Below are 21,206 nucleotides of genomic sequence, written 5' to 3'. Positions count from 1 at the left end.
ACATCCGCTCAAAAACCGGGTTTCTCACCCCGCCTGCGTAAGTCTTAATAGCGTTAGCAGCTCGTAAAAAGAGCTTCGTTCGCAGATAGTCAATGTTCTAGTCTTACATATAGAAAACCACTAGCGTCAGTTATGAATAATTGGAATTCGCAATCGGGAGATGTTGAGTGGGTAGATCAGGTTTACCAACTATTGCTGGAGATTGCTCGGAGCTCCCTGTCAGATATCCCCAGAATCCCGGAAAATATCACTGTTAAGGCTATCCCTCTGATCCAGAAGGTACAAAGCATTCAGCAAAGACCTGACGGGCAAGTGTTCAAATCTGGTTCCTTTTCAGTAAACGATCACGAATGGGTCGATCGAGTCTGTCAACTATTGGTAGAACTAACCAGCGCGTCTTTGTCCGAACAGCCCAAAATGCCGGAAAACCTGGCAGGCCGATCTTTAGCCCTCGCCGATAGAGCACAAAAAATTAAAGAAGATATCGAAGAAAATGCAGCCCAAACCCCAGCAGATGAAGATGACAATTCTTTAGAGTCTCCAGAGGCGCTGCTTTCCCTCTTGCACCACAGTTTGAAAGCTCAGCGCGCCAAAAGCTACAACCCCGATGCCCCCGAATGGCAGCAAGTCTTGAGCCTGCTCGACGTAGTGCAGTCAATTTACAAGCAAATCCAAAATTAAATTCAAGCTTAACTCAGGGGCATCTTCCGCAGTGCGCGATCGCTGGCTTTTAAAGGCAGTTGCTCTTTGACAGAATTTTTTTTGCTGTAGCCCGAACATTTCCGATTATTGCACTTTTGTCAACTACACTAGGTTTAATCGGTTCTAGGGCAAGAGAACATGAGCGGACAAAACATCGGCGATTTGTCAAAAGAAATATTAGCCGATCGCTATCAGTGCGATCGGCGGCTCGGCAAGCAAGCAGGACGGCAAACTTTACTTGCCCGCGACTTAAAAACGCAACAGCAAGTAGTAGTCAAACTCCTCTCATTCAGCAGCGACTTTAACTGGGAAGACTTAAAACTGTTTGAGCGAGAAGTCGAAACCTTAAAATCCCTATCCCATGTCGCAATTCCCCGATATCTAGACTCCTTTGAAATCGACACCCCCAGCCGCAAAGGATTCGCCCTAGTTCAGAGTTACATCGAAGCCAAATCCCTACAAGAATATCTTTCAGACGGCCGCACCTTCAGCGAAAGCGAAGTCAAACAATTAGCCACAGCATTATTAGACATCCTCGCATACCTGCACCAGCGACAGCCCCCGGTGATTCACCGCGACATTAAACCCAGCAATATTTTACTCAAAAATCGATCGGGCAACAGCGTGGGCGAAGTCTACCTAGTCGATTTTGGTGCAGTTCAAACTCTAGCAACCCAACAAGGGAAAACAGTCACCGTTGTCGGAACTTATGGCTATATGCCGCCCGAACAATTTGGCGGGAGGGCGGTTCCCGCTTCCGACTTGTACGGCTTGGGAGCAACATTAATCGCCTTAATTACCAAGCAGCATCCTGCCGACTTGCCACAGCAAGATTTGCAGCTAGAATTCGAGCAATTCACCAAACTCAGTCCCGGTTTTACCAATTGGCTCAAGTGGATGACCCATCCCAGTTTAGATCGCCGTCCCGGCTCAGTGCAAATCGCAAAAAAAGTTCTAGAAAAACCACAGATAATAAATAAATATTCCCTGCCATTGAGACAGGGAAAAACGGTGGATACCTTTAGCTTGTTCAAGAATGCGATCAAGCGCAGCACTAGGACAGCATCTCAAGCTGTAGGAGCTTGTGTAGCAATTTACATCACCTTTCTTTTTTTGAATCCGCAGATGGGGCTCGCGGGAGTAACCTTGGGCTTTTTTCTCGGCTTGCTGGTGGGTTTTGGGAACGGAATAATCGCAGCAATTGTGACGCGCTTGTGGTTTTTCCCCCTAACTAATCCTAAACTTCACCGACAAGTTTTAAATGCAATTAGTAGCGTAGTTTTTACCTCTGCAAGCGTCATCTTGTTGCACCAGACGATGTATAGGAATGTTGGAGAAGTTTCCTTGTCTTATATTTTATTCGTGCTTGGAACGTCGCTAATTCTAGGACTGTCTATGGGGGCAGCTACCAAGTCTATTGCCCGGTGGTATCAAAAAGAAAGTGGACTTTAATCTCAAATTTATATAAAGTAGGTTGGGTTGCACTCAAGTTAAAATAATGGTAAAAAAAACATGAAGGGAAAAATATTAGCAGAACGCTACGAAGTGCAGCGACAACTAGGAAAACAAACTGGCCGCCAAACGCTGCTGGCTCGCGACTTGCAAACTCAAAAATTAGTTGTCATCAAACAGCTATTCCTCGGCAGCGATTTTGAATGGCAAGACCTCAAGCTATTTGAACGGGAAGCGGAAACTTTAAAAGCACTTGATCACCCAGCAATTCCGCGCTACCTCGACTACCTGGAAATTGACGAACCTGATACTAAAGGATTTGCCCTGGTACAAACTTATGTAAAGGGGAAAACTTTGGAAGAGCATTTGCGTTCGGGGCGTACTTTTAGCGAAAGCGAGGTGAAAGAATTAGCTAAATCGCTGTTAGAAATTTTGAGTTATTTGCACCAGCAATATCCGCCTGTTATTCACCGCGATATTAAACCCAGCAATATTTTACTGCACAGCAGATCCGGTCACTCGGTGGGACAAGTTTATTTAGTTGATTTTGGTTCGGTGCAGAACCAAGCTGCAAAATTTGGCGGCACAATTACAGTAGTGGGAACTTACGGATATATGGCACCAGAACAATTTGGGGGGCGCTCGGTTCCGGCTTCTGACCTTTACGGTTTAGGTGCAACTTTAATTTATTTGGTAACGGGTTTGCATCCCACAGAACTTTCGCAGCAGGATTTGAAAATTCTATTTGCCGATCGGGTAACGCATCTCAACCCCGATTTAATAGATTGGCTGGAGTCGATGACAGAACCTAGTTTGGACAAACGCTTATCTTCTGCTGGGGAAGCATTGCGCTCCCTAGACGAAAATCCCTTCGTCATCAACAAAATCAACAAAAATCTTAGTGCAATGCAGCCGCCAAGCAGCGAGCTTAAACTAACCAAAAATTCGGAGTTTATAGAGTTTGTTGTAATTCCGCCACAGGGAGTCGGTTTTGGTTTAATTGCACTGCTATCGGCGGCGGTTCCTACGAGTTTATCCTTATTATTTGGTTCTTACCCGTATGTCGGCAACATCAATAATTCACTGATAAATACCCTAATTATTATGATCTCAGGATTTTTTTTGGCTGCGGTAGGACTAATGTTTATATGTGCGCTATTCCGAGAATTGCGTCTCAAAATAGATCGGCAGCAAATCTCCTATAGGTGGCATCTGCTGGGGTTGAAATGGAATTATTCCCAGCCATCCCCCAGAGAGGAGATTTGCCAGTTGGAAATGGAACAAATTGAATATGTTCTGCCTGACACGCAACAGAATTTGTACAGAGTTTATCAGGTGATAGTTCTAGCTGGCAACCAAAAATATCGACTAGGAGTGAAGCAGGGACTAAATGAATCAGAAATCGAGTGGTTAGCAACAGAACTGAGCAAGTGGTTGGGATTGAAAATTAAAATAACTTGGCCATACCTTCCAATGACGGGATGCGGAGGCTGAAAATATCTCTCGCTCGCCAAAACAAAGCATTCCGCCCTCAACCTGTGGGATGGGCGTCCCGCCCGTCCAGTGTATTTGCCACGCAGGCGGGACACCCCACAAGCATCATCCTCAAATTGTGCAACCCCGATCACACTCGTCCGCTTTCGGTCAATCTCATGCAGCATCGATCCCGATCGCCCGTAAAATGCTATCAAAGGGATTTGGCAAGTAGCACTCATCCCAATCATCTGTTAACTTGGAGATATTGTTGTGGACTTATCGCTAATTCCGGCACAGCCGAAACCAGGACTGCTCAACGTCCTCATCGAAATTACCGCCGGTAGCAAAAACAAGTACGAATTTGATAAAGACTTACAAGCCTTTGCTCTCGATCGGGTGCTTTCTTCCTCAGTCCAATATCCGTGCGACTACGGCTTCATACCCAATACCTTAGCCGATGATGGCGACCCCCTCGACGGCATGGTCATGATGGATGAGCCCACATTTCCAGGGTGCATAATCGCAGCCCGTCCGATCGGAATGCTGGAAATGATCGATGGAGGCGACAGGGACGAAAAACTTTTGTGCGTTCCCGACAAAGACCCCCGCTATGCTCACTATAAGTCCCTCAAAGACGTAGCACCCCACCGCTTAGACGAAATAGCCGAATTTTTTAGAACCTACAAAAATTTGGAGAAAAAAGTCACCGAAATTCTGGGTTGGCAAGATGTCGATCAAGTCATGCCCTTAGTGGAAAAGTGCATCGCAGCCGATCGCAAATAAGCCCCTAGCCCGCACTCCTCGACTGCAACCCGACTAAAAACTCAGGAGACCGAACTTAAGGCGATGCTGCACGTCCGGCGATGCAGTCGAGGCACAGGTGGCTACAATTTCAAATCAGTCGTGAATGCCGACTCACCGGAACGGCATTCCTCAAAACCGCGCCCCGGCCCCAATCTTGAAAAAAATACTACTCATAGAGTAAGATGAAGCGCAAATTATACCCGTGGGGAATGCGTTCTACATTTGAGGAAATTTAACCCTAACAACTCTGGTTCGGCGCTATCTTAATCTCAGAACACAGAACACGCCGGGCAGCCCGCAGGGTGCAAAAAATAATCTCTCAAGCGTGACATCTCCTACACGAATCGGTAAGGTTGAGAATTCTAACAGCCCAAGTATTAGGCACTCGAATGGTTTCCCGATCAAGCGCTTTATTATAGTACAGATTGCTAAAGACTAAAAACTAAAAAGTAAAAACTAAGATTTCAACTCCCAAGTTCCTGCCACCAAAACTAAAAAAAATGCCAGATTCCGCACCCTCTCTAGCCAATCCACAGCCTTCCGAGCACAAAGCCACTATGGAAAATAGTCCTTTGACCGAGTTTGTCGTTCAGTTTTGGGGCGTGCGGGGCAGCATCGCCACCCCCGGCACCAAAACACTTCGCTACGGAGGGAACACCTCCTGTGTAGAAATGCGCTTGGGCAAAAAACGCCTGATTTTTGACGGCGGCACCGGTCTGCGAGTTCTAGGGCTCAACCTGCTGCGGCAAATGCCGGTGGAAGCCCATATGTTTTTCAGCCACACTCACTGGGATCACATTCAAGGGTTTCCGTTCTTTACTCCCGCCTTTATCCCAGGGAACTGCTTTCACATTTACGGTGCGATCGCCCCCAACGGCACTACAATCAAACACCGTCTTGCCGACCAAATGGTACACCCCAATTTTCCCGTCCCCATCCAAGTCATGCAATCAGACCTCAAATTCAACGATTTGACGCCTGGGGATATTCTCGAACTCGACGATGTGAAAATAGAAACGGCACTGCTCAACCATCCCAACACCGCGATCGGATATCGAGTCACCTGGGAGGGACACACAGCCGTCTACTGCACCGATACAGAACACTTTCCCGATCGCCTAGACGACAACGTGTTACACCTAGCTCGCAACGCCGACGTGCTGATTTACGACGCTAACTACACCAACGAAGAGTATTACGACTTCAAAACCCCGAAAGTCGGCTGGGGACACTCGACTTGGCAAGCAGGAGTAGAAATAGCGAAAGCTGCTGGAGTCAAAAAAATCGTGATGTTTCACCACGATCCAGGCCACGACGACAATTTTCTCGATGGCGTAGAAGCAGAGGTGCAGGCAGTTTTCGCCAATAGCTGCTTAGCCCGCGAAGGCATGAGCATACCAGTAATTTAACCAAAAATAAATTCAGAATTATGAAACAGGAAAAACCCCGCAAACGTCGCAGAGTAGGCTTGCGGGGGCTTTACTCAACGTTGCTATTGTTGATAATTATCTGCTGTACCTGCGGCGGATGGGTTGCTGCTCAGACTGCCTACTCTCGCACTCCGGCGCGACTTGCTCAGGTTTCTTCGATCGAGGATACTGGTACGGTCGATCGCATCCCCGAACGCTACCAACTCGGACAGCAACTGTATCTAGAAAACTGCGCCACCTGTCACATCGCTTTACCGCCGCAAGTATTACCTACAGAAACCTGGCGTCGGTTGCTGCAAGATCCCCAACACTACGGACAAACCATCAAACTGCTAGTAGACCCGCCCCGCCTGCTAGTCTGGAACTACCTGCAAACTTTTTCCCGTCCCCAAGCCAAAGACGAAGAACTCGCCTATCGAGTCGCCAGTTCTCGCTATTTCAAAGCACTGCACCCCAAAGTCAAAATGTCACAACCCGCAAATATCAGCAGTTGCGTTACTTGTCACCCCGGTGCATCTAAATACAATTTCCGCAAGCTTACCGCCGAGTGGCAAAACTCTCCGTAGCGAATGCAGGACTTATCCACAAACTCTTGAGTAGGGGGTTATGCGGGCTGATTGGATCGTGGGTTTATGCGTCGAAGGCGGATGAGGAGGTTTTTTGATTAGTTAGCTGACTTAGCCTTCATCTTCCATCACAGTTTCCTTGAAATATGGGTAAGGGTTCAAGTCGAATTCCTGTCCGTGTAATTGAAAAAGCTTTTTCTTGATTTCTTTGTGTTCTTCTTTTGCTTTTCGGCGCCCATATACCTGATTATTTTGTTCAATTTGCTCAATCAAAAACACTATTGCCTCTTTATCAAAGACTTTAAGGTAAGGAGATATGGCTTGCTGAAATCGAGAGTCTGCCTCATGATACCATCTGCTAGCACAGTAATAACTAGATAGTATGCGACAAAATAAATTTTGCCACTCTTCTGTATCAGCTATCTCAAGCAAAAATTTTAATTCTACCTCCTCAAAATTGAATTTAATATCGTTTTCTATTAAAGATAAGATGTCTTTATAGTGTCCCTTTAAATTCTCCTTCACAAACCATCCACAGATTTTGCTTGTCTGAGTAGTTTCAACATTATGCTGTATTTTAAGTTTCGCATCTTCATTAAGAAGATCATAAAATTGAGGATTTTTTGACAAATAAATTACTAAACGCTCCAAAGTGAGCGGACTCGATGAAACATCACTATAATAGTCTTTCTCTCCTTTTATTTGGTTGAGAATACTTTCGCGCTTCCGATTTCCGATTACCTCAAGTGTTCGCAAATTGATATCTCTGTTTTTTATGCAAGCTTCGTTTTCCAGCTTAAATACCAACTTCCACAAACTTCTATAAATAGAAAGTTCAACTTCAGGTTTAAGTCTACTTAAATATCGACTTTCTACATATCTTTTTACTTTTTGTCTAGTATTAAGTTGTGGCGCTGTTTCCGCAATATTCACTAAAAGTTCGTCAATTATTTTTTTAGTGTAGAAAGGTGGCTTTATAAGCAAATCTTCCAGAGTATTTCTAATCAGCGCCCTCACAGTTTCTTTGTTAGGTGTATGTAATTGTCTATCTGAGTCTAATATAGGGTGAGCGGATAGATGGCGTTGCTGTTGAAGATATACCAGATTTGCATATTCTGAGTGATCCAATAGCTTTGTATGTTTATGGGTATGCTCAATCAGTTCAAATTCCCAAGAGGGTGATTTGGGATTATCCTTTTGTGATTTTGTAATGCCATCAAGAATTGTTTGTGCACCTGAATCTTCATATAAATCAACAAGATATTCAAGTTTATACACTATGTCACAAACAGCGACAGACCAAAGCATTACCACTGCGGAACGATAGTTGCCATTGTGGTACGAAGATAGAACTTCTTGAAAATAATCTTTTGTCTTGCCGTAATGTATTTTTTCGGAAAGATTTTCTAAAGAAAATTCTAACATTACAAATATTTTCCTAAATTATAGCTTTCTGGTGAAACAGCTAAGAGCATTTCACATTTTCTTCTTTCGTTTATTCTTGTTCTAATAAGCTCATTAATTTCTGAGCAGCATCACCATAATCATAAGGCGACCAAACACGATAAGCCGCGCCATTATCCAATGGCTTTAACATTTCTTCTTTCGCCAATTCAGCCATTAAAAATTGCATCATTTGAAACTTCTCGGCAGGGGATAACTGCCGAAGTTGGTCTAATAATTCAAGATTTGACATAAAACGCCATTGAATTCATTTTTCTATCTTACCACGACCTTGAGGTTTAAACCACTCCAAAACATCACTGTCTATGCGTAAGGTGAGTTGAGCTTTAGTCTGAGGGTTGGGCAAACCTCGCCGAACTACTGCTAAGCGCCAACATTTTAGGCGTAATTTCAGGGCAATCAGATAAATCAATATCTCGATCGCTTATGGCATCGAGGCGTTGCCAGTCAGTTTGAGATTTGCTCGAAGTAAATTCGTTGTTCATATTTGGTTGCTGTAAAACACCAACTAAACAGGCAAAAATAGTTCGGAAAAACTAATTTCAATCTCAGGAAAAGCTAGCATTCTAATCGCAGCATTATCTGCAACAACTATCTCAGATTGATAGCCTCCCGGTGCAGGATTCCGGTAAATATATGCCTCGCGCGCAGCTACATCTAAAATCCAATATTCAGGGATATTTGCTCTCGCATAAATCGGGGCTTTTTCCCGGCGGTCAATTTGTAAGGTCGAGTAGGAAACTTCAATTAACAGCAAGATTTCGCTAGGATTTGGGTGATGGTCGCGATAATCTCCCGGATCGATACAAACAATAGCTATATCTGGTTCCGGTTCCGAAGTTGCTAAAGTAATTGGCAACTGCACGCGAATTAATGCTAAATCTCTTAGCAGGTGTTGTAGATATCGATCGCTGCGTTGGGTTGTAGCAGCATGGGGTGGAGTTTGTGCGCTCATTTCCACAATTCTCCCATCTAGCAATTCAATCTTATCACCTTCAGTGAGAATGCCAGCTTCAATCATGCGGTGATATTCTTCGACTGTCCAAGTTCTTTCTTTTGTTGCTGTCATAATCTTTGCCTGCAAAAGCTTACTTCATATTATAGTAATTGCCGATTCAATCAAAAAACACTGGTTTGTCCGGTGCTGGTCGAGAACCCTTTTGAAAGCGTTCCCAAGACTGTTTTAATTGAGCAGGATCTGGATAGTCGCGATCGTAAACCACCAGGACATTCGTCAAATTCCGTCCCGGCGGCAATAAAATCTGCCCTTGATGAGCCAAACCCACGGAAGCACCACCGTCCAAATTCATCGCTTCAAAACAGCCGTAGCACGGGCGAGGGCGGGACGCATCGCTTGCATAACCTTAGCTTCTGCTTCCAAAGACAAACTATAAAAAAAAATTATCAAAAATAACTTCTCTCTCGAAGTCGGAAAGCCGATCGCCGTTCTCGAACCCACGCCCAAAACATGAGAATCTTTAAAACCTTCCGATAAAGGAGACAGCCAAACTTTCCCCCCTTTAACCAATCTCGGCCCGCAAGTCAAAGAAAACCAATATTGACTCCAATCCAGCTTACGCTTACTGGGCCTCGCACCTTACAAATAACCTCTCGCTTTACCCTCATCAATAACTCTGACGGCTAACGGTGAAGTTTTGCGACTGCCGATAACGTCTGTTGCCAAACCGACCAAACTCGCTAGTCAGTTCCAACTGAGATGTTGCACCATTGTCAATAAGCCTTTGATGAACGGGCTCTGGGGCCCGTTCCACAAGAGGAAAATCTACTCTTTGTGGAACAGGCCGGAAAGCCTGTTCTTGAGAATGGTACCCGATGTGAGTTCCAACCGAGTGCTTAGCAGCAGCTTGAGTGGCATAGAAGTAAAAAATCTGTGCCTTTAGCTACTTTTTGACAAATTGTTATGATATCTTAACTTTAGCGGAGGCTAGTTCCGACAATTTAAGAAACCTGGTTATCAAGTAACCTGATTTATGATTGACCGTAAAAAAATTCGACAGAAATGGGAAAGTTATTGGTTTAAAACCTTTGGGAGATGGCGATCGTGTCCATTGAGCTGCCCAATAGACCGACCTCATCCTCGGCATATTTTTTGGAGTTGGATTGGCAGTTTTTTGGCAATTACTGCAACGTCCTATCTTGCCGTAAAAACTAATTCTCCTTTACTAATGGCTCCGTTTGGCGCTACAAGCGTTCTGATCTTTGGTGTCCCTGACAGCCCCTTGGCTCAACCCCGGAATGTCATTGGGGGCAATTTCTTAGCTGCTCTCACCAGTTTAATGATTCTGCATTTTCTCGGTTCTTCTCCCTGGGCGATGGGAATGGCTGTTTCTACTGCGATCGGAATTATGCAGATTACCAGAACTCTACATCCGCCTTCGGGAGCAGTTGCCTTAGTCGTCATGATGACCCAACCAGACTGGAAATTTTTGCTAACACCTGCTTTTGAGGGATCAATAATCTTGGTCTTGTGCGCCGTCATCTTTAATAATTTAGCGGCAGAAAGGACGTATCCCAACCACTGGTTATAGCATTGTCTCTAATTCTCTAATCCTTCCCTTGGGAGCACTACCAAAAATTGGGATGCTCCCTCGATTCCTTCTTCCTTTTTCGTTCTTTCTTCCATCCGTTAGATCCCGATTTACTGCGCGTTGCCGAACTTCCTTCTGCTAGATCAATCAAAAAACACTGATTTGTCCGGCCTTGGTCGAAATCCCTGTTGAAAGCGTTCCCAGGACTGCTTTAACTGAGTCGGCGCTGGATATTCGCGATCGTAAACCACAAGGACATTCGTCAAATTCCGTCCCGGCGGCAATATCCCTTCGTCAGAATTTAGCAGCCCGTCGAAAAAATCCCGCTGTGTGTTTAGGCGGGGATAATCCATTTTACTGATTTAAAATCAGTAAAATTACTGATGTTTAAGCTTTGTCATCTATCTTAAGATATAAATCCTGAAGCGATCCGAGGATCATTAGGGAAGTACCACGGGAGCATTACCCATACCAGGTATCGCTGATGGACAAGAACGATGAGAATTGCCCCATCCGCTACAGCTAGTTTCCACCAAAGCACAATTTTTCCTACCCATAAGAAAAGATGAATCAATTGAAGCAGTCGGTAAAGCAGTTTTGGTCGATCGCCAACCCCTACTTCTTTTCCAGAGAAAAATGGGGAGCTAGGGGGTTGTTCGCCCTCGTAATGTTATTAATGCTAGGTTTCAATGGTGTAAGCATAGTCCTGAGCTATATTATGCGGGACTTGATGAATGCAGTCACGGGAAAGAATGTTTCAGACTTCTATAAGATGTGGCTGATGCTATTGGGTGTGTTTGCCATATTCACGCCCATTATGGTTTCCTTCTTCTATTCGCAAAATGTACTGCAACTCTACTGGCGAAAGTGGCTAACGAATCACTTACTGAAGAAATATTTTAGCAATCAAGGTTTCTACAAAATTAAGTTCAATGATAAGGTTGATAATCCCGATCAGCGTTTAGCTGAAGACGTTAATTTGTTTGTTAAGCAAAATATTGATATTTGGGGATTATTATTCAACCAAATTGTCACAATAATTTCTTTTCTCGGCGTTCTCTTTACAATTGACAAGGCACTGACTTTAGTTGTATTGATACTGGCTGCTTTTAGAACTGTTTTCACTATCTTTATAGGTAAGAGGTTAAGTAGATTAAAGTTTAATCAGTTACAACGAGAAGCAAATTTTCGCTATAGTTTGGTTCATCTTCGAGACAATAGTGAATCCATTGCATTTTACCGAGGTGAAGAGCGTGAATTTAGTGCAGTATCACAGCGATTTAATGAAGTTTTGAATAATTTTAATAACCTGATTGTCTTGCAGCGTAACCTTGGTTTCTTTACCCAAGGAAGCCAGATGATATTTACAAATTTACCTATAGTTTTTTTAGCTCCTCGATACTTTGCGGGCCAGATAGATTTTGGGCAGGTAACGCAAGCTTCTGGAGCGTTTGTGTCTATTTTAAGTGCCCTGGGCTTTATTGCCGAGAATTTTGATATGCTAACTAACTTTACCACTCAGATTAATCGTTTAGGAACCTTTGATCGGGTTCTGTCCGAGCAAATGGCAGCACCTCGAGCGGGCATGGCAACGATTGATGTTGTGGAACAGGACTATCTAGCCCTCCAACAGGTTACCTTAGAGACGCCTAACTATGAGCGAATCTTAGTTAGAGATTTATCTTTCAAGGTGGGGCAGGGTGAAAGCGTCTTGATTGTTGGACCTTCTGGCGCTGGCAAGAGTTCGTTAATGCGAGCGATCGCAGGATTGTGGAATGCGGGTACGGGTTGCATTGTCCGTCCTAAACCGGAGGAAACGCTGTTTTTGCCCCAACGGCCTTATATGCTGCTAGGGGACTTACGCAGCCAATTGCTATATCCCAACACCAGCGGTCAAGTTACTGATAAACAACTGCACGAAGTGCTCGAACAAGTCAATCTTTCCCATTTGCCAGAACGGGTAGGTGGATTTGATGTGGAATTGGAATGGGCTGATGTTTTGTCACTAGGAGAACAACAACGGTTAGCATTTGCACGCCTACTGCTGACTAAACCTCGCTACGCTATTTTGGATGAATCAACGAGTGCATTGGATGTGGCTAACGAGAGACGGCTCTATCAGTTGCTCAAAGAAACAGGAACTGCCTTTATCAGTGTCGGTCACCGTCCGACTTTGGTACAGTATCACGAGCAGGTCTTAAGGCTAGTTGGTAATACCAATTGGCATCTGATATCGGCTAAAGATTACAGCCCCGATCTCGCCGAGTTTGGTTGAAAAATGCAATTGCCGAACTGCAAGTAATGGTCTTTACCGTACCCGCCTCAAAATTCCAGGCGTGCGATCAGGTAGAACAGGAGTAACTGGGACGATCGTAAACGGCAAACTCGTCAAAAAACACTGTATCTTATAGCGGGAAGGGAGTAAGACTCGGATGCTCCCCGCAAAACGTCCTGATCATCAAAAACTCTAAGAATGGCTAAAGCCCATAACGTGACGTAGCCTCCGCACTTCCACGTCCTAGGCTGGGAAAATGGTATTTCCCAGCCTAGGGGTTGAAACCGTTGCAGCTTTATCAGGATAAGGGCATATTTTGACCCAGCGCTTGAAATCGCTACAGCTTCATTAGACTTCTTGCAAAAGTCCTTTCGATCAAATTTTCGGACGGGCTCTCCGGCCCATCCCACAAGATAAAAAACTTTTTGTGGGACGGGCCGGAGAGCCCGTCCCAGCTATTTTTGCAAGAGGTCTATTACGTTGCCTGCAATAAATCCATACAGCACTTCCGGATGTTATGAGGTACAGTAGCAGCAATTAGTAAACCAGTTTTTAAGATGTTTCGGATTAATTAAGTCAAGAGCCACAGCAATTATGGTGTAAACCATTTTAGTGGTGGTTGGTGAAAACTGGATCAATAAAGATTTGAGTTGCGACCACCATAATTCAATTGGATGAAAATCAGGAGAGTATGGGGACAAACACAAGATAAAAGCATCCACCGCTTCAATCTACGGGCTTAATTGAATCTACTTTATGCGCTGGTAAGTTATCAATTCACGTCTACTGCTCCCGACCACAATTGTGGCACTAAACATTGCTCTATAAACACCTCAAATGCTTGGCTATCCATCGAGTTGTCTATGGTCATTAATGCCACTACTCTCTGGAAACTAATTGCACCAATTACTGTGACTTTCTTGCCTCGATAAAAAGGTTTGACTGCATAGGCTCTCGTTCCTCGTTGGAAGCATGAGTTCTGGTTAAACAAGCGTAATACTCCAGTCTCATCTAAAAAGACTAGATTTTTGGGGTCGATATGCTTGACTTTTTCCCAATACTCTAACCTTAATTTCATGACTCTTTCAGTGCCGACTTGGCTACTTCTCACTGTTTTTTTTTACGATTTAATCCCAACTTTTGTAAGGCGTTACACATGGCTGTTCTACCCACCCAATTTCCCGTATTCTGGGCAAATAACTCACACAATTCTACCCTGGTTGCATCGGGATGTGCTGCCACTATTTCTCTCAAAGAAGCTGTGGAATTATTCAAATGACTGTATCTCGGTTTCCCACTCTCGTTTCGGCTGTAAATTTCCCTCTATTTTTTGTTGCTTGACCAGTTTCTGAAAAGAGCTTTTACTGACGGAAAATATCGCTGCTGTTTTTCTGATCGACAGCTTCTGATCTTGATGGGCTGCTACTATTTTTGGAAAGCAAATCTACTGAATATGCTTTCATTGGTGTATTTTTTAATCTATTCTTATTGTACCTCATAACACCCGGAACTGCTGTAAAATCTGCCCTTGATGAGCCAAACCCACCGAAGCGCCCCCGTCCAAATTCATCGCTTCAAAACAGCCGTAGCACGGGCGAGGGCGGGACGCCATCGCCCGCATAACTTTAGCTTCTGCTTCCAAAGACAAACTATCAAAAAAAGTTACCAAAAATAACTTATCTCTGGAAGCCGGAAAGCCGATCGCCGTTATCGAGCCCACGCCCAAAACACCAGCATCTTTAAAACCTTCCGATAAAGGAGACAGCCAAACTTTCCCCCCTTTAACCAATCTCGGCCCGCAAGTCAGAGAAAACCAATGTTGACTCCAATCCGGCTTACCTTCAGTTCTAGCCGTCACCATTTCCAATTGATTTCCGGCTTTAATTCCCAAAGTCGTGCCGTAATTTTCCCATCGGCTGTATTTGAGAAACTTGCCTGCCGCCACCATATTTCCCAGCACAGATTTCTGCTCATCTTTACCAAAAAAAGTCCCGTTAGCAACAACAGCAGCCCGGTAACGCGACACCATATTTTCAAAAGGTTCGTCGCCCCGCGTGACTTTAGAAGTATTGGCAAAGTCTGCATTATTAGCTAACCCAATTGTGATATAAATTTCTGGGTCTGCGAGGTCAATAGTTGTGAGATAAAAACTTGCGCCAGCTACATTTTGGCTGCTGACTTGTACCGGTTTTGTTTGCTTAGCAGAACGTTTGATAATTTGAGGTTGAGACGGCTGCACAGCAGGAGAATTTTCGGGCGATTTTACAATAGGATTACTCGGCAGAGGTTGATTGGTTTTTGCCGATTTTACAATGGGATTGCTAGGAAGAGGTTGAGGAGTTTGATTTGATTGTATACTTGATAAAAAAGCGAGTGACTTTTGCCAAAGTTGACCCGCGAGAGTCAAGAAACTATCTCGGTTTTGGGCGATCGCAAAATAGTCAGCCGCAACCCGCGCCAAAGCGATGGCCGTTAAAAATAAAAAAGTGCGTCGCAGCATCGGGCGACAACCTTCAGACTGTTTGCGTTTAGACATAAAAAATCTCAGCTAGGATAGCGAACAGATACATTTAACCCGGTAAATTCAGGACTAAGCCAGAATTTGCCGTGTATGGCAAGATAGAGAAAGCTGCAAGCTTTTCTATCAGGGAGGTATCTCTCAAAGCTTTCAATAAAATATTGCAAGCGCCATTGAAATCTCTGTCCAGAGTGTGTCCGCATTCTGGACATTTAAAGATTTTAGACCCGTTTAATTTAGTGTGGATATGTCCACACTTTGAGCAAGTTTTCGATGTGTACTCTTCTGTTACGTCTACTACAAAGCCCCCATGTTTAGCGGCTTGATGCTTCAACATTTGTTTAAAACGATAATGACTCAAAGTTACCATCGCTCTAGCTGTTTTAGTTGCCAGTCTGCGCTTGCCTTTCTTGACCATTTGTTGCGTTTCAAAGGTCGGCAACAAAATTAATTTGTATTTGACTGTCAAATGTTTAGCAGCTTTTTTGTGCAATTCATTGACTAAGTTTTTAATCTTAATCCGAATTTTTGCTGCTGACTTTCTCAAGGAATACCTCAACCGCTTGAGTTGCCTTCCTTTGCTCAACCCTATACGTGACATTAATTTGTCTAGATGTCTTGCCAGTCGATAGATACGACCGATATCATTCTTTCCTATTTCGATAAATTCACTGCCGTCAAAGCCAGTAATAAAAGTTCTCACGCCTGGGTCTAAAGCAATAGCTAAATCGCTTTTAATCGCTTCTATTTTAGGTGCATCAACAGCATAGCCAATAAACCATTGCCCGTCGCTCAAGCTTAGTGTTGGTTCGTGTTGCATTTCTTCAATAATAGGCTCCGATGCTTTAAAGCTTAACCCCTTAGTAGACAGCGGATAAAAAGTCCCGGATTTCCAATTACACTTTTGGAACCTGATAGTCTGAGATGCGTCGAAACGGCTTCTAAACTTTGCTATTCCTTTTGACTTCTTAGCTGCTTTATGTGCTTCAAAAGCTTGAAATACTGCCATTTGTCGCTGGTTGTAAGGTTGCTCTGATACCCAAGCAGGAGCCAAGTCCATTACTTTTTTTCTTAAGTCGTACTTGCCAATTCTTTCGTTTTTAACAATAGCAATTGCTTGGTTGTAACACCATCTACTTGCTGCAATCCAAGTCCTCCATTTCGCTGCTAGCCCGATTTCCGGGTAAACTCGGATCTTCTTTGATAGCAGATTTGTATTTTCGGAGTCCGTAGAGTCGGCAACTGAAGACGTGGATGATGGCAAGGATATCTTCAACCATTTCTCGCTCTGGAGACAATTCACTTCTACTGAGAACCATGAGTTCGCAATCGTTCTGCTCGCAGATCCATTTGATGAGGTCGCCACCAAACCTTGCGAGTCTGTCTTGGTGTCCGACCACAACTGTTGAGATAGATCCTGACATGATTTGTCCCAAAAGGGCAAGCAGTGATTTTCTTTTGAAGTTGAGTCCGCCTCCGATATCTTTGAAGACTTTAGCTTGCGGGTAGAGACTTTGGAGGTAGCCAACTTGTCTTTCGAGGTCTTCTCGCTGTTTGTAGCTGCTGACTCTGGCATAGATAGCTGTGACTCGGTTGTGTTTTGTTCCGAGAACGCTGTCAATGTCGTAGCGGCGCTGGTTGGAGGGAGTTCTGATTGCTGATATTTTGTCGGCAAGCTCCCAGTTTCTAAGCGTTTTTTCTGAGACTTGCAGGATTTTGCAAGCTTCTCGCGGTGTGACATATTTGGTCATCGGTGGCGGTAGAATGTTCTTAATCTAAGTTACCACGATCTACCAGCATTTACCGGAAAATTCCGGAAAATTATTTATTTCACATTAACAGTTTTCTATGGCTGTGACTATAGCGGTTCTCGGAAAGATGAGGTATTCACCAATTAATTAAAAATTCCCCAATCCCCCAATCTAAAATCTAAAATCTAAAATCTAAAATCTAAACTTGTACCTCATCTATCTGAGAAAGGCTATATAATGGGTGATCGCCTGAATTCTGCAACTACCAGTAGCAAGGTGCTCCATCGCGCACCTCACCACGAATTCAAAACTCAAAACTATTTCCCTAGCCGGTATTCCGCATCCCCGCAGCAATTCCATTAATCGTCAGCAGAGCTCCCCGCAACAATTCACCCTTGCTATAACGCGAGTGAATCACCCCCGGAACCCCGCCACTACCGTGCTGCCGCAAGCGTTTCAGCAGCGAAACCTGCAACAAACCCAAAGGTACAATCGTCGCATTTCGCAACTGCACCGAACGCTGCAGCGAGGGATCTTCGTCCAACAAACGTTGGTGTCCGGTAATCGTTAAAACCAAATCGCGAATCAAGTGAAATTCTGCCGCAATTTGATCGAATAAAGCGTTAAAACGCTCCTTATCAGCAGGCAAAGCTAACTCCTGCACATAGTGTTCTGCAATCTGCAAATCCACTTTAGATAAAGTCATTTCCACCTTAGAAATTACCATTCTAAAAAAGGGCCATTTCAAGTAGAAATACTGCAAAAGTTTCATGTGTTCTTCCGGTTCCTCCAGCAAAAACTCTTGCAAAGCCGTGCCGACACCGTACCAAGAAGGCAGCAAAAAGCGGCTTTGAGTCCAGCTAAACACCCACGGAATTGCTCGCAAACCGCTGATGTCTTTTTTGCCCCCGCGCCGGGCCGGACGAGAACTAATTTGCAACTGGCTGATTTCTTGAATCGGGGTAACTTGGTGGAAGAAATCGACTAAATCCGGCTGTTCGTAGATTAAATGGCGGTAGTGCGATCGCGATCGCGCAGATAACTCCTCCATAATCTCATTCCAAGGGTCAATGCCATCAAAACCAGTGTGCAGCAAACTAGCTTGAATTACCGCCGCCGCCACAGTTTCCAAATTGTAAAGCGCCAACTCCGGCAAAGAATATTTAGAAGCCAAAACCTCGCCTTGTTCAGTAATCTTAATTCGCCCGCTAATACTCTTTCCAGGCTGAGCCAGAATTGCCTTATAAGCAGGCCCGCCGCCTCGCCCTACAGAACCGCCTCGGCCGTGAAAAATTCGCAACTCCACACCGTGTTTTTCCGCTACCATTTGCAAAGCCTTTTGAGCCTTGTGTATTTCCCAATTGCTGCTGAGGAAACCAGAATCTTTATTGCTGTCCGAATAGCCCAGCATCACCTCTTGCAATTTGAGAGTTTCGATTGGGCCTTGGATATTCTCTTCACTCTTTTGCGCTATTTCCTGCGCGTATCCTCCTGTTAGCAAAGCTCGATAAAGCGGCAAATCAAATATTTTTTGCATTACTTCCGGCGCTTTTTTCAAATCTTCCACCGTTTCAAACAGGGGAACTACTTGAATGTTGCTAATTCCTGTTGCCGGATCGTAAAGTCCTGCTTCTTTTGCTAACAGCAAAACCGCCAGTAAATCGCTGACATCGTGGCTCATGCTGATGACGTAAGTTTCGCAAATTTCCGGGCCAAACTCCTGCTGCATTTGCCGCAATATTCGGAAGGTATTGATCGTCTCGCAAGTTTTAGGAGAAAAGGGCAATTCTGCTGGAATTAAAGGGCGACGAGTTTGCAGTTCCGTTGCCAGCCAAATAATTCGATCGCATTCCGACATTTGATTGTAAGGCTTGGGCAAAATTTGCAAGTATTCAGCAATTTCGCTCAAAGCCTCGGAGTGTACTGTTGACTCTTGGCGGATATCTAGGTAAGCCAAATTAAATCCGTAAATTTCTACTTGGCACAGCAGATTTTCCAAGTCCCGACAGCTCAAACCTGTTTCCACTAAATTGTGCTCGATGAGCTTGAGCTCGGTCAAAAACTCAGCGCCCGATCGATAAAGGCCGGTCATTCCGGGATGTTCTGACAAAGCTTCGCGTTCCCGCTGCAATTCGTCTCCTTTGTAGAGCCGCCAATTGCGATCTCGCGTATTTTCCAGTCGCTGCTGCACGTAGGCCAGCTTCAACCGATAAGGTTCTTGCCGATAGCGAATCGCCCACTGCTCGTAAACCTCCGGGAATTCCGATTTGTCGCGATCGAGAGATTCGAGCAATTCCGGCAGCACGTCGCTCCAGTGCAGCGACAAACTCAAAAGTTCGTTCAGTCGCTTCACCGCCGCGATGTACTTCTCTAGCACCAAGTGGCGCTGATAGCAAGCCGTTTGCCAAGTAACTTTTGGAGTAACAGAAGGGTTGCCGTCCCTGTCCGAGCCCACCCAAGAACCGAACTTGCAAAAATTGTAACTAGGCGGTTTCAGATAAGGATAAGAAGCGTGCAGAGCTTGCTTTAAGCGGTGGTAGAGTTCGGGAATAGCATCAAACAGAACTTCCTCGAAGTAGTGGAGAGTGTACTCCACCTCGTCAAGTACAGTCGGCTTGAATTGGTGCAGTTCGTCAGTGCGCCACCAGAGGCGAATTTCTTCCATCAGTTGCTCTTGGAGAGCCGCTGCTTCCCAGCAAGACACCGGATAGGGGCTTTGAGAGTCGGTTCCGATCGCCTGAAATTTCTCGTCAACTTGGTCTAGCTGTTGGAGAATCTTCGCCATTCGCCGCTGCTTGGTGCGGATCGTGTGGCGGACAATTTCCGTCGGGTGAGCAGTGAATACCAAGCGGATGTCTAACTGATCGATCAACCGCTGGATTTGCTGGCTGGGTACGTTCAAGCGCAGCAGCATCGGGAACAGTTGGTGAAAAGTTCCGGCATCTCGGGCGATCGTCTCGCTGCTGTCTGCATTGCTCAAAGCCGTTTGGGTGGGGCTTGGGCCTTCCCTGTGCCGGGGGCGATCGGGGGCATCCGTTGCTTGTCCTGGCAGCTTAGAAAACATCCGCCCACCAGCATCGTTGCTGCTAGCGTAAGCTAGCTGTTGGTCTCGCTGTTCGTAGTGCTGTTCGACAATGTTGATCAACTGAAAATACAGTGCAAAAGCCCTAGCGGCGCGGATGGCGGCGTTGAGGTCGAGCTTTTCGATTAGCTGTACGACATTCGACTCGCGAAAGTGAGTGGCTTGTCCTTCGGCGGAATTGACCGATCGCATTTGTTGGAGCAAATCCACCAATTCCTGCCCGCACTCCTGTCGCAGCACCGATTCCCACAAGTCCTCTACAACTTTGAGGCGATTTCGCAGAAACAGGTCTGATTTGGAGTAAGCGGGAAAATGGGAAATAGATGTTGCATCAATAGCCTGTTCTGAAGACTGGAGGACTGAACTCATCGGGCTGTTCCTCAATAGCTGCGGGTGTCTGTGAAAATTGTATGGTTTAGTTTCGCCTAAAACACTTTTGTTTGCAGTCAAATTTGAGACTTATTGCAACCTTGAAAGTAGAAGGCACTTATGTACAAAGTATAAGGAAAGATTAATTCTTACAGCACGGATTGTACCTCTTGTCAAGCTTTCAGGTCAGTTAACTTGCTAGTTTGAGATTGTAGACGATCGGCGTGAGACGTTCGGCCAGAAGTCAGTTGAGTCGCGCTAAGTCGAACACTTTTAGATTTACTCCAAAGATCAATCTGGGATGTTGAACTAGGGTCGAAAATTTTTATCTCTCCCCGACAGGAGTACGTGGCACCGTATCCGTTTTTGGGCGGGGTCACAAAAATTAACTTCTAGCTGCAGCATCCTTCCTTGGGCTTTCTAATCCTGTGATTGAGGAAAGTTGAGTACGGGAAGGCGCGAACCCCGAAAGACTTCTTCGCTTTCAACGCCGATCGACGCAACAAACTCAGCAGCAGCTTTAGCCACCACCAACCCGCCCAGCATGGGTAAGGCGACCAAGCTCAACAAAATATCTGAGGGAACCGGCAATTTTGGACTGTTAGGTGTTTGAGTTTTGAGCAAGTCTTGGTTTTCCGACGGCATAAATCTTTCCTGCGTATTCTGTTATCCCTAGTTTACAAGCTAGGGCGGGTTTTCTTGCCTCGTTGTATCCTAGATTGGGGCGAGATCCGTGTTCATCCAAGAATTAGTGCCGTGTCGATCGCG

At 45.0% G+C, this 21,206-nt stretch carries 22 protein-coding genes; 8 read left to right on the top strand and 14 right to left on the bottom strand.

Annotation, left to right across the window (positions count from 1 at the left end; all coding sequences use genetic code 11):
• The first annotated feature begins 132 nt into the window (after positions 1-132).
• The 6 genes from QT990_RS04095 (at position 133) to QT990_RS04070 (ending at position 6,430) form a co-directional block, all read left to right on the top strand.
• Positions 133-681: an inorganic pyrophosphatase gene (locus QT990_RS04095; RefSeq protein ID WP_333101576.1), complete on the top strand. Its 549-nt coding sequence runs from the start codon at positions 133-135 to the stop codon at positions 679-681.
• Between the two features lie 159 nt (positions 682-840).
• Complete coding sequence (locus QT990_RS04090) at positions 841-2,154, top strand: serine/threonine-protein kinase (RefSeq protein WP_333464964.1); 1,314 nt, start codon at positions 841-843, stop codon at positions 2,152-2,154.
• 60 nt (positions 2,155-2,214) lie between these two features.
• Positions 2,215-3,648, top strand: a complete 1,434-nt coding sequence (locus tag QT990_RS04085; protein WP_333464963.1) for a serine/threonine-protein kinase — start codon at positions 2,215-2,217, stop codon at positions 3,646-3,648.
• Between the two features lie 252 nt (positions 3,649-3,900).
• Entirely contained in the window at positions 3,901-4,413 is a 513-nt protein-coding gene (locus QT990_RS04080; protein ID WP_006634582.1) for an inorganic diphosphatase, read from the top strand.
• A gap of 521 nt (positions 4,414-4,934) precedes the next feature.
• Entirely contained in the window at positions 4,935-5,843 is a 909-nt protein-coding gene (locus QT990_RS04075) for an MBL fold metallo-hydrolase (RefSeq protein WP_333464962.1), read from the top strand.
• Between the two features lie 20 nt (positions 5,844-5,863).
• The gene (locus QT990_RS04070; protein ID WP_333309515.1) at positions 5,864-6,430 is read left to right on the top strand and encodes a diheme cytochrome C; all 567 of its coding nucleotides are present in this window, start codon (positions 5,864-5,866) and stop codon (positions 6,428-6,430) included.
• 111 nt (positions 6,431-6,541) lie between these two features.
• Here the strand turns inward: QT990_RS04070 and QT990_RS04065 are convergent, their stop codons facing one another.
• The 7 genes from QT990_RS04065 to QT990_RS04035 form a co-directional block, all read right to left on the bottom strand.
• Entirely contained in the window at positions 6,542-7,855 is a 1,314-nt protein-coding gene (locus tag QT990_RS04065) for a hypothetical protein (RefSeq protein WP_333309518.1), read from the bottom strand.
• A gap of 70 nt (positions 7,856-7,925) precedes the next feature.
• Positions 7,926-8,126 carry a hypothetical protein gene (locus QT990_RS04060; RefSeq protein WP_333309521.1) on the bottom strand — a complete coding sequence of 67 codons (201 nt, stop codon included), beginning with the start codon at positions 8,124-8,126 and terminating at the stop codon, positions 7,926-7,928.
• Between the two features lie 15 nt (positions 8,127-8,141).
• Positions 8,142-8,240, bottom strand: coding sequence for a BrnA antitoxin family protein (locus QT990_RS04055; RefSeq protein WP_333101671.1), 99 nt, complete (start codon positions 8,238-8,240; stop codon positions 8,142-8,144).
• On the bottom strand, positions 8,221-8,379 hold the full coding sequence (locus QT990_RS04050; protein WP_333309524.1) for a hypothetical protein: 159 nt from the start codon (positions 8,377-8,379) through the stop codon (positions 8,221-8,223). Before QT990_RS04050 ends, QT990_RS04055 begins: the two co-directional genes overlap by 20 nt.
• A gap of 23 nt (positions 8,380-8,402) precedes the next feature.
• Positions 8,403-8,963: a Uma2 family endonuclease gene (locus tag QT990_RS04045; RefSeq protein ID WP_333309526.1), complete on the bottom strand. Its 561-nt coding sequence runs from the start codon at positions 8,961-8,963 to the stop codon at positions 8,403-8,405.
• 46 nt (positions 8,964-9,009) lie between these two features.
• A complete protein-coding gene (locus QT990_RS04040; protein WP_333309529.1) occupies positions 9,010-9,204 on the bottom strand; it encodes a hypothetical protein in 195 nt (64 codons plus the stop codon).
• On the bottom strand, positions 9,201-9,422 hold the full coding sequence (locus QT990_RS04035; RefSeq protein ID WP_333309532.1) for a hypothetical protein: 222 nt from the start codon (positions 9,420-9,422) through the stop codon (positions 9,201-9,203). Before QT990_RS04035 ends, QT990_RS04040 begins: the two co-directional genes overlap by 4 nt.
• A gap of 463 nt (positions 9,423-9,885) precedes the next feature.
• Here QT990_RS04035 and QT990_RS04030 point away from each other — a divergent pair, with 463 nt between their 5' ends.
• The gene (locus QT990_RS04030) at positions 9,886-10,443 is read left to right on the top strand and encodes an HPP family protein (RefSeq protein ID WP_333309534.1); all 558 of its coding nucleotides are present in this window, start codon (positions 9,886-9,888) and stop codon (positions 10,441-10,443) included.
• A 143-nt stretch (positions 10,444-10,586) separates the two neighbouring features.
• Here QT990_RS04030 and QT990_RS04025 read toward each other — a convergent pair whose 3' ends face one another.
• Positions 10,587-10,796 carry a hypothetical protein gene (locus QT990_RS04025; RefSeq protein WP_333309536.1) on the bottom strand — a complete coding sequence of 70 codons (210 nt, stop codon included), beginning with the start codon at positions 10,794-10,796 and terminating at the stop codon, positions 10,587-10,589.
• Between the two features lie 212 nt (positions 10,797-11,008).
• On the opposite strand from QT990_RS04025, the gene QT990_RS04020 reads away from it, so the two are divergent.
• Positions 11,009-12,718 (top strand): ABC transporter ATP-binding protein/permease, encoded by a 1,710-nt coding sequence (locus QT990_RS04020; RefSeq protein WP_333141199.1) that lies wholly within the window; start codon positions 11,009-11,011, stop codon positions 12,716-12,718.
• A gap of 772 nt (positions 12,719-13,490) precedes the next feature.
• Here QT990_RS04020 and QT990_RS04015 read toward each other — a convergent pair.
• The 6 genes from QT990_RS04015 to QT990_RS03990 all read right to left on the bottom strand — a co-directional run bounded on the left by QT990_RS04015 (position 13,491) and on the right by QT990_RS03990 (position 21,083).
• Positions 13,491-13,796 carry a transposase gene (locus QT990_RS04015; protein ID WP_333300597.1) on the bottom strand — a complete coding sequence of 102 codons (306 nt, stop codon included), beginning with the start codon at positions 13,794-13,796 and terminating at the stop codon, positions 13,491-13,493.
• A 417-nt stretch (positions 13,797-14,213) separates the two neighbouring features.
• The gene (locus tag QT990_RS04010; protein ID WP_333141204.1) at positions 14,214-15,254 is read right to left on the bottom strand and encodes a phosphodiester glycosidase family protein; all 1,041 of its coding nucleotides are present in this window, start codon (positions 15,252-15,254) and stop codon (positions 14,214-14,216) included.
• A 34-nt stretch (positions 15,255-15,288) separates the two neighbouring features.
• Positions 15,289-16,383, bottom strand: a complete 1,095-nt coding sequence (locus tag QT990_RS04005) for an RNA-guided endonuclease InsQ/TnpB family protein (protein ID WP_445305434.1) — start codon at positions 16,381-16,383, stop codon at positions 15,289-15,291.
• Positions 16,370-16,987 (bottom strand): IS607 family transposase, encoded by a 618-nt coding sequence (locus QT990_RS04000; RefSeq protein WP_333135348.1) that lies wholly within the window; start codon positions 16,985-16,987, stop codon positions 16,370-16,372. The genes QT990_RS04005 and QT990_RS04000 overlap by 14 nt, the downstream gene beginning before the upstream one ends.
• A gap of 325 nt (positions 16,988-17,312) precedes the next feature.
• Positions 17,313-20,438 carry a phosphoenolpyruvate carboxylase gene (gene ppc, locus QT990_RS03995; protein WP_333141206.1) on the bottom strand — a complete coding sequence of 1,042 codons (3,126 nt, stop codon included), beginning with the start codon at positions 20,436-20,438 and terminating at the stop codon, positions 17,313-17,315.
• 420 nt (positions 20,439-20,858) lie between these two features.
• Positions 20,859-21,083, bottom strand: a complete 225-nt coding sequence (locus QT990_RS03990) for a hypothetical protein (RefSeq protein ID WP_333053485.1) — start codon at positions 21,081-21,083, stop codon at positions 20,859-20,861.
• Positions 21,084-21,206 lie beyond the last annotated feature (123 nt).

Origin of the sequence: Microcoleus sp. T3_B1 (assembly GCF_036700445.1) — a bacterium.
Classification (GTDB): Bacteria; Cyanobacteriota; Cyanobacteriia; order Cyanobacteriales; family Microcoleaceae; genus Microcoleus.
Note: the sequence above shows the minus strand (reverse complement) of the source record. Positions and strands in the feature narration are given on the sequence as shown.

Excerpts from the sequence above, each read along its gene's own strand:
- QT990_RS04095 (WP_333101576.1), top strand. The coding sequence starts at position 133 with ATGAATAATTGGAATTCGCAATCGGGAGATGTTGAGTGGGTAGATCAG.
- QT990_RS04090 (WP_333464964.1), top strand. The coding sequence starts at position 841 with ATGAGCGGACAAAACATCGGCGATTTGTCAAAAGAAATATTAGCCGAT.
- QT990_RS04085 (WP_333464963.1), top strand. The coding sequence starts at position 2,215 with ATGAAGGGAAAAATATTAGCAGAACGCTACGAAGTGCAGCGACAACTA.
- QT990_RS04075 (WP_333464962.1), top strand. The coding sequence starts at position 4,935 with ATGCCAGATTCCGCACCCTCTCTAGCCAATCCACAGCCTTCCGAGCAC.
- QT990_RS04070 (WP_333309515.1), top strand. The coding sequence starts at position 5,864 with ATGAAACAGGAAAAACCCCGCAAACGTCGCAGAGTAGGCTTGCGGGGG.
- QT990_RS04065 (WP_333309518.1), bottom strand. The coding sequence starts at position 7,855 with ATGTTAGAATTTTCTTTAGAAAATCTTTCCGAAAAAATACATTACGGC.
- QT990_RS04060 (WP_333309521.1), bottom strand. The coding sequence starts at position 8,126 with ATGTCAAATCTTGAATTATTAGACCAACTTCGGCAGTTATCCCCTGCC.
- QT990_RS04050 (WP_333309524.1), bottom strand. The coding sequence starts at position 8,379 with ATGAACAACGAATTTACTTCGAGCAAATCTCAAACTGACTGGCAACGC.
- QT990_RS04045 (WP_333309526.1), bottom strand. The coding sequence starts at position 8,963 with ATGACAGCAACAAAAGAAAGAACTTGGACAGTCGAAGAATATCACCGC.
- QT990_RS04040 (WP_333309529.1), bottom strand. The coding sequence starts at position 9,204 with ATGAATTTGGACGGTGGTGCTTCCGTGGGTTTGGCTCATCAAGGGCAG.
- QT990_RS04030 (WP_333309534.1), top strand. The coding sequence starts at position 9,886 with ATGATTGACCGTAAAAAAATTCGACAGAAATGGGAAAGTTATTGGTTT.
- QT990_RS04025 (WP_333309536.1), bottom strand. The coding sequence starts at position 10,796 with ATGGATTATCCCCGCCTAAACACACAGCGGGATTTTTTCGACGGGCTG.
- QT990_RS04020 (WP_333141199.1), top strand. The coding sequence starts at position 11,009 with ATGAATCAATTGAAGCAGTCGGTAAAGCAGTTTTGGTCGATCGCCAAC.
- QT990_RS04015 (WP_333300597.1), bottom strand. The coding sequence starts at position 13,796 with ATGAAATTAAGGTTAGAGTATTGGGAAAAAGTCAAGCATATCGACCCC.
- QT990_RS04010 (WP_333141204.1), bottom strand. The coding sequence starts at position 15,254 with ATGTCTAAACGCAAACAGTCTGAAGGTTGTCGCCCGATGCTGCGACGC.
- QT990_RS04000 (WP_333135348.1), bottom strand. The coding sequence starts at position 16,987 with ATGACCAAATATGTCACACCGCGAGAAGCTTGCAAAATCCTGCAAGTC.
- ppc (WP_333141206.1), bottom strand. The coding sequence starts at position 20,438 with ATGAGTTCAGTCCTCCAGTCTTCAGAACAGGCTATTGATGCAACATCT.
- QT990_RS03990 (WP_333053485.1), bottom strand. The coding sequence starts at position 21,083 with ATGCCGTCGGAAAACCAAGACTTGCTCAAAACTCAAACACCTAACAGT.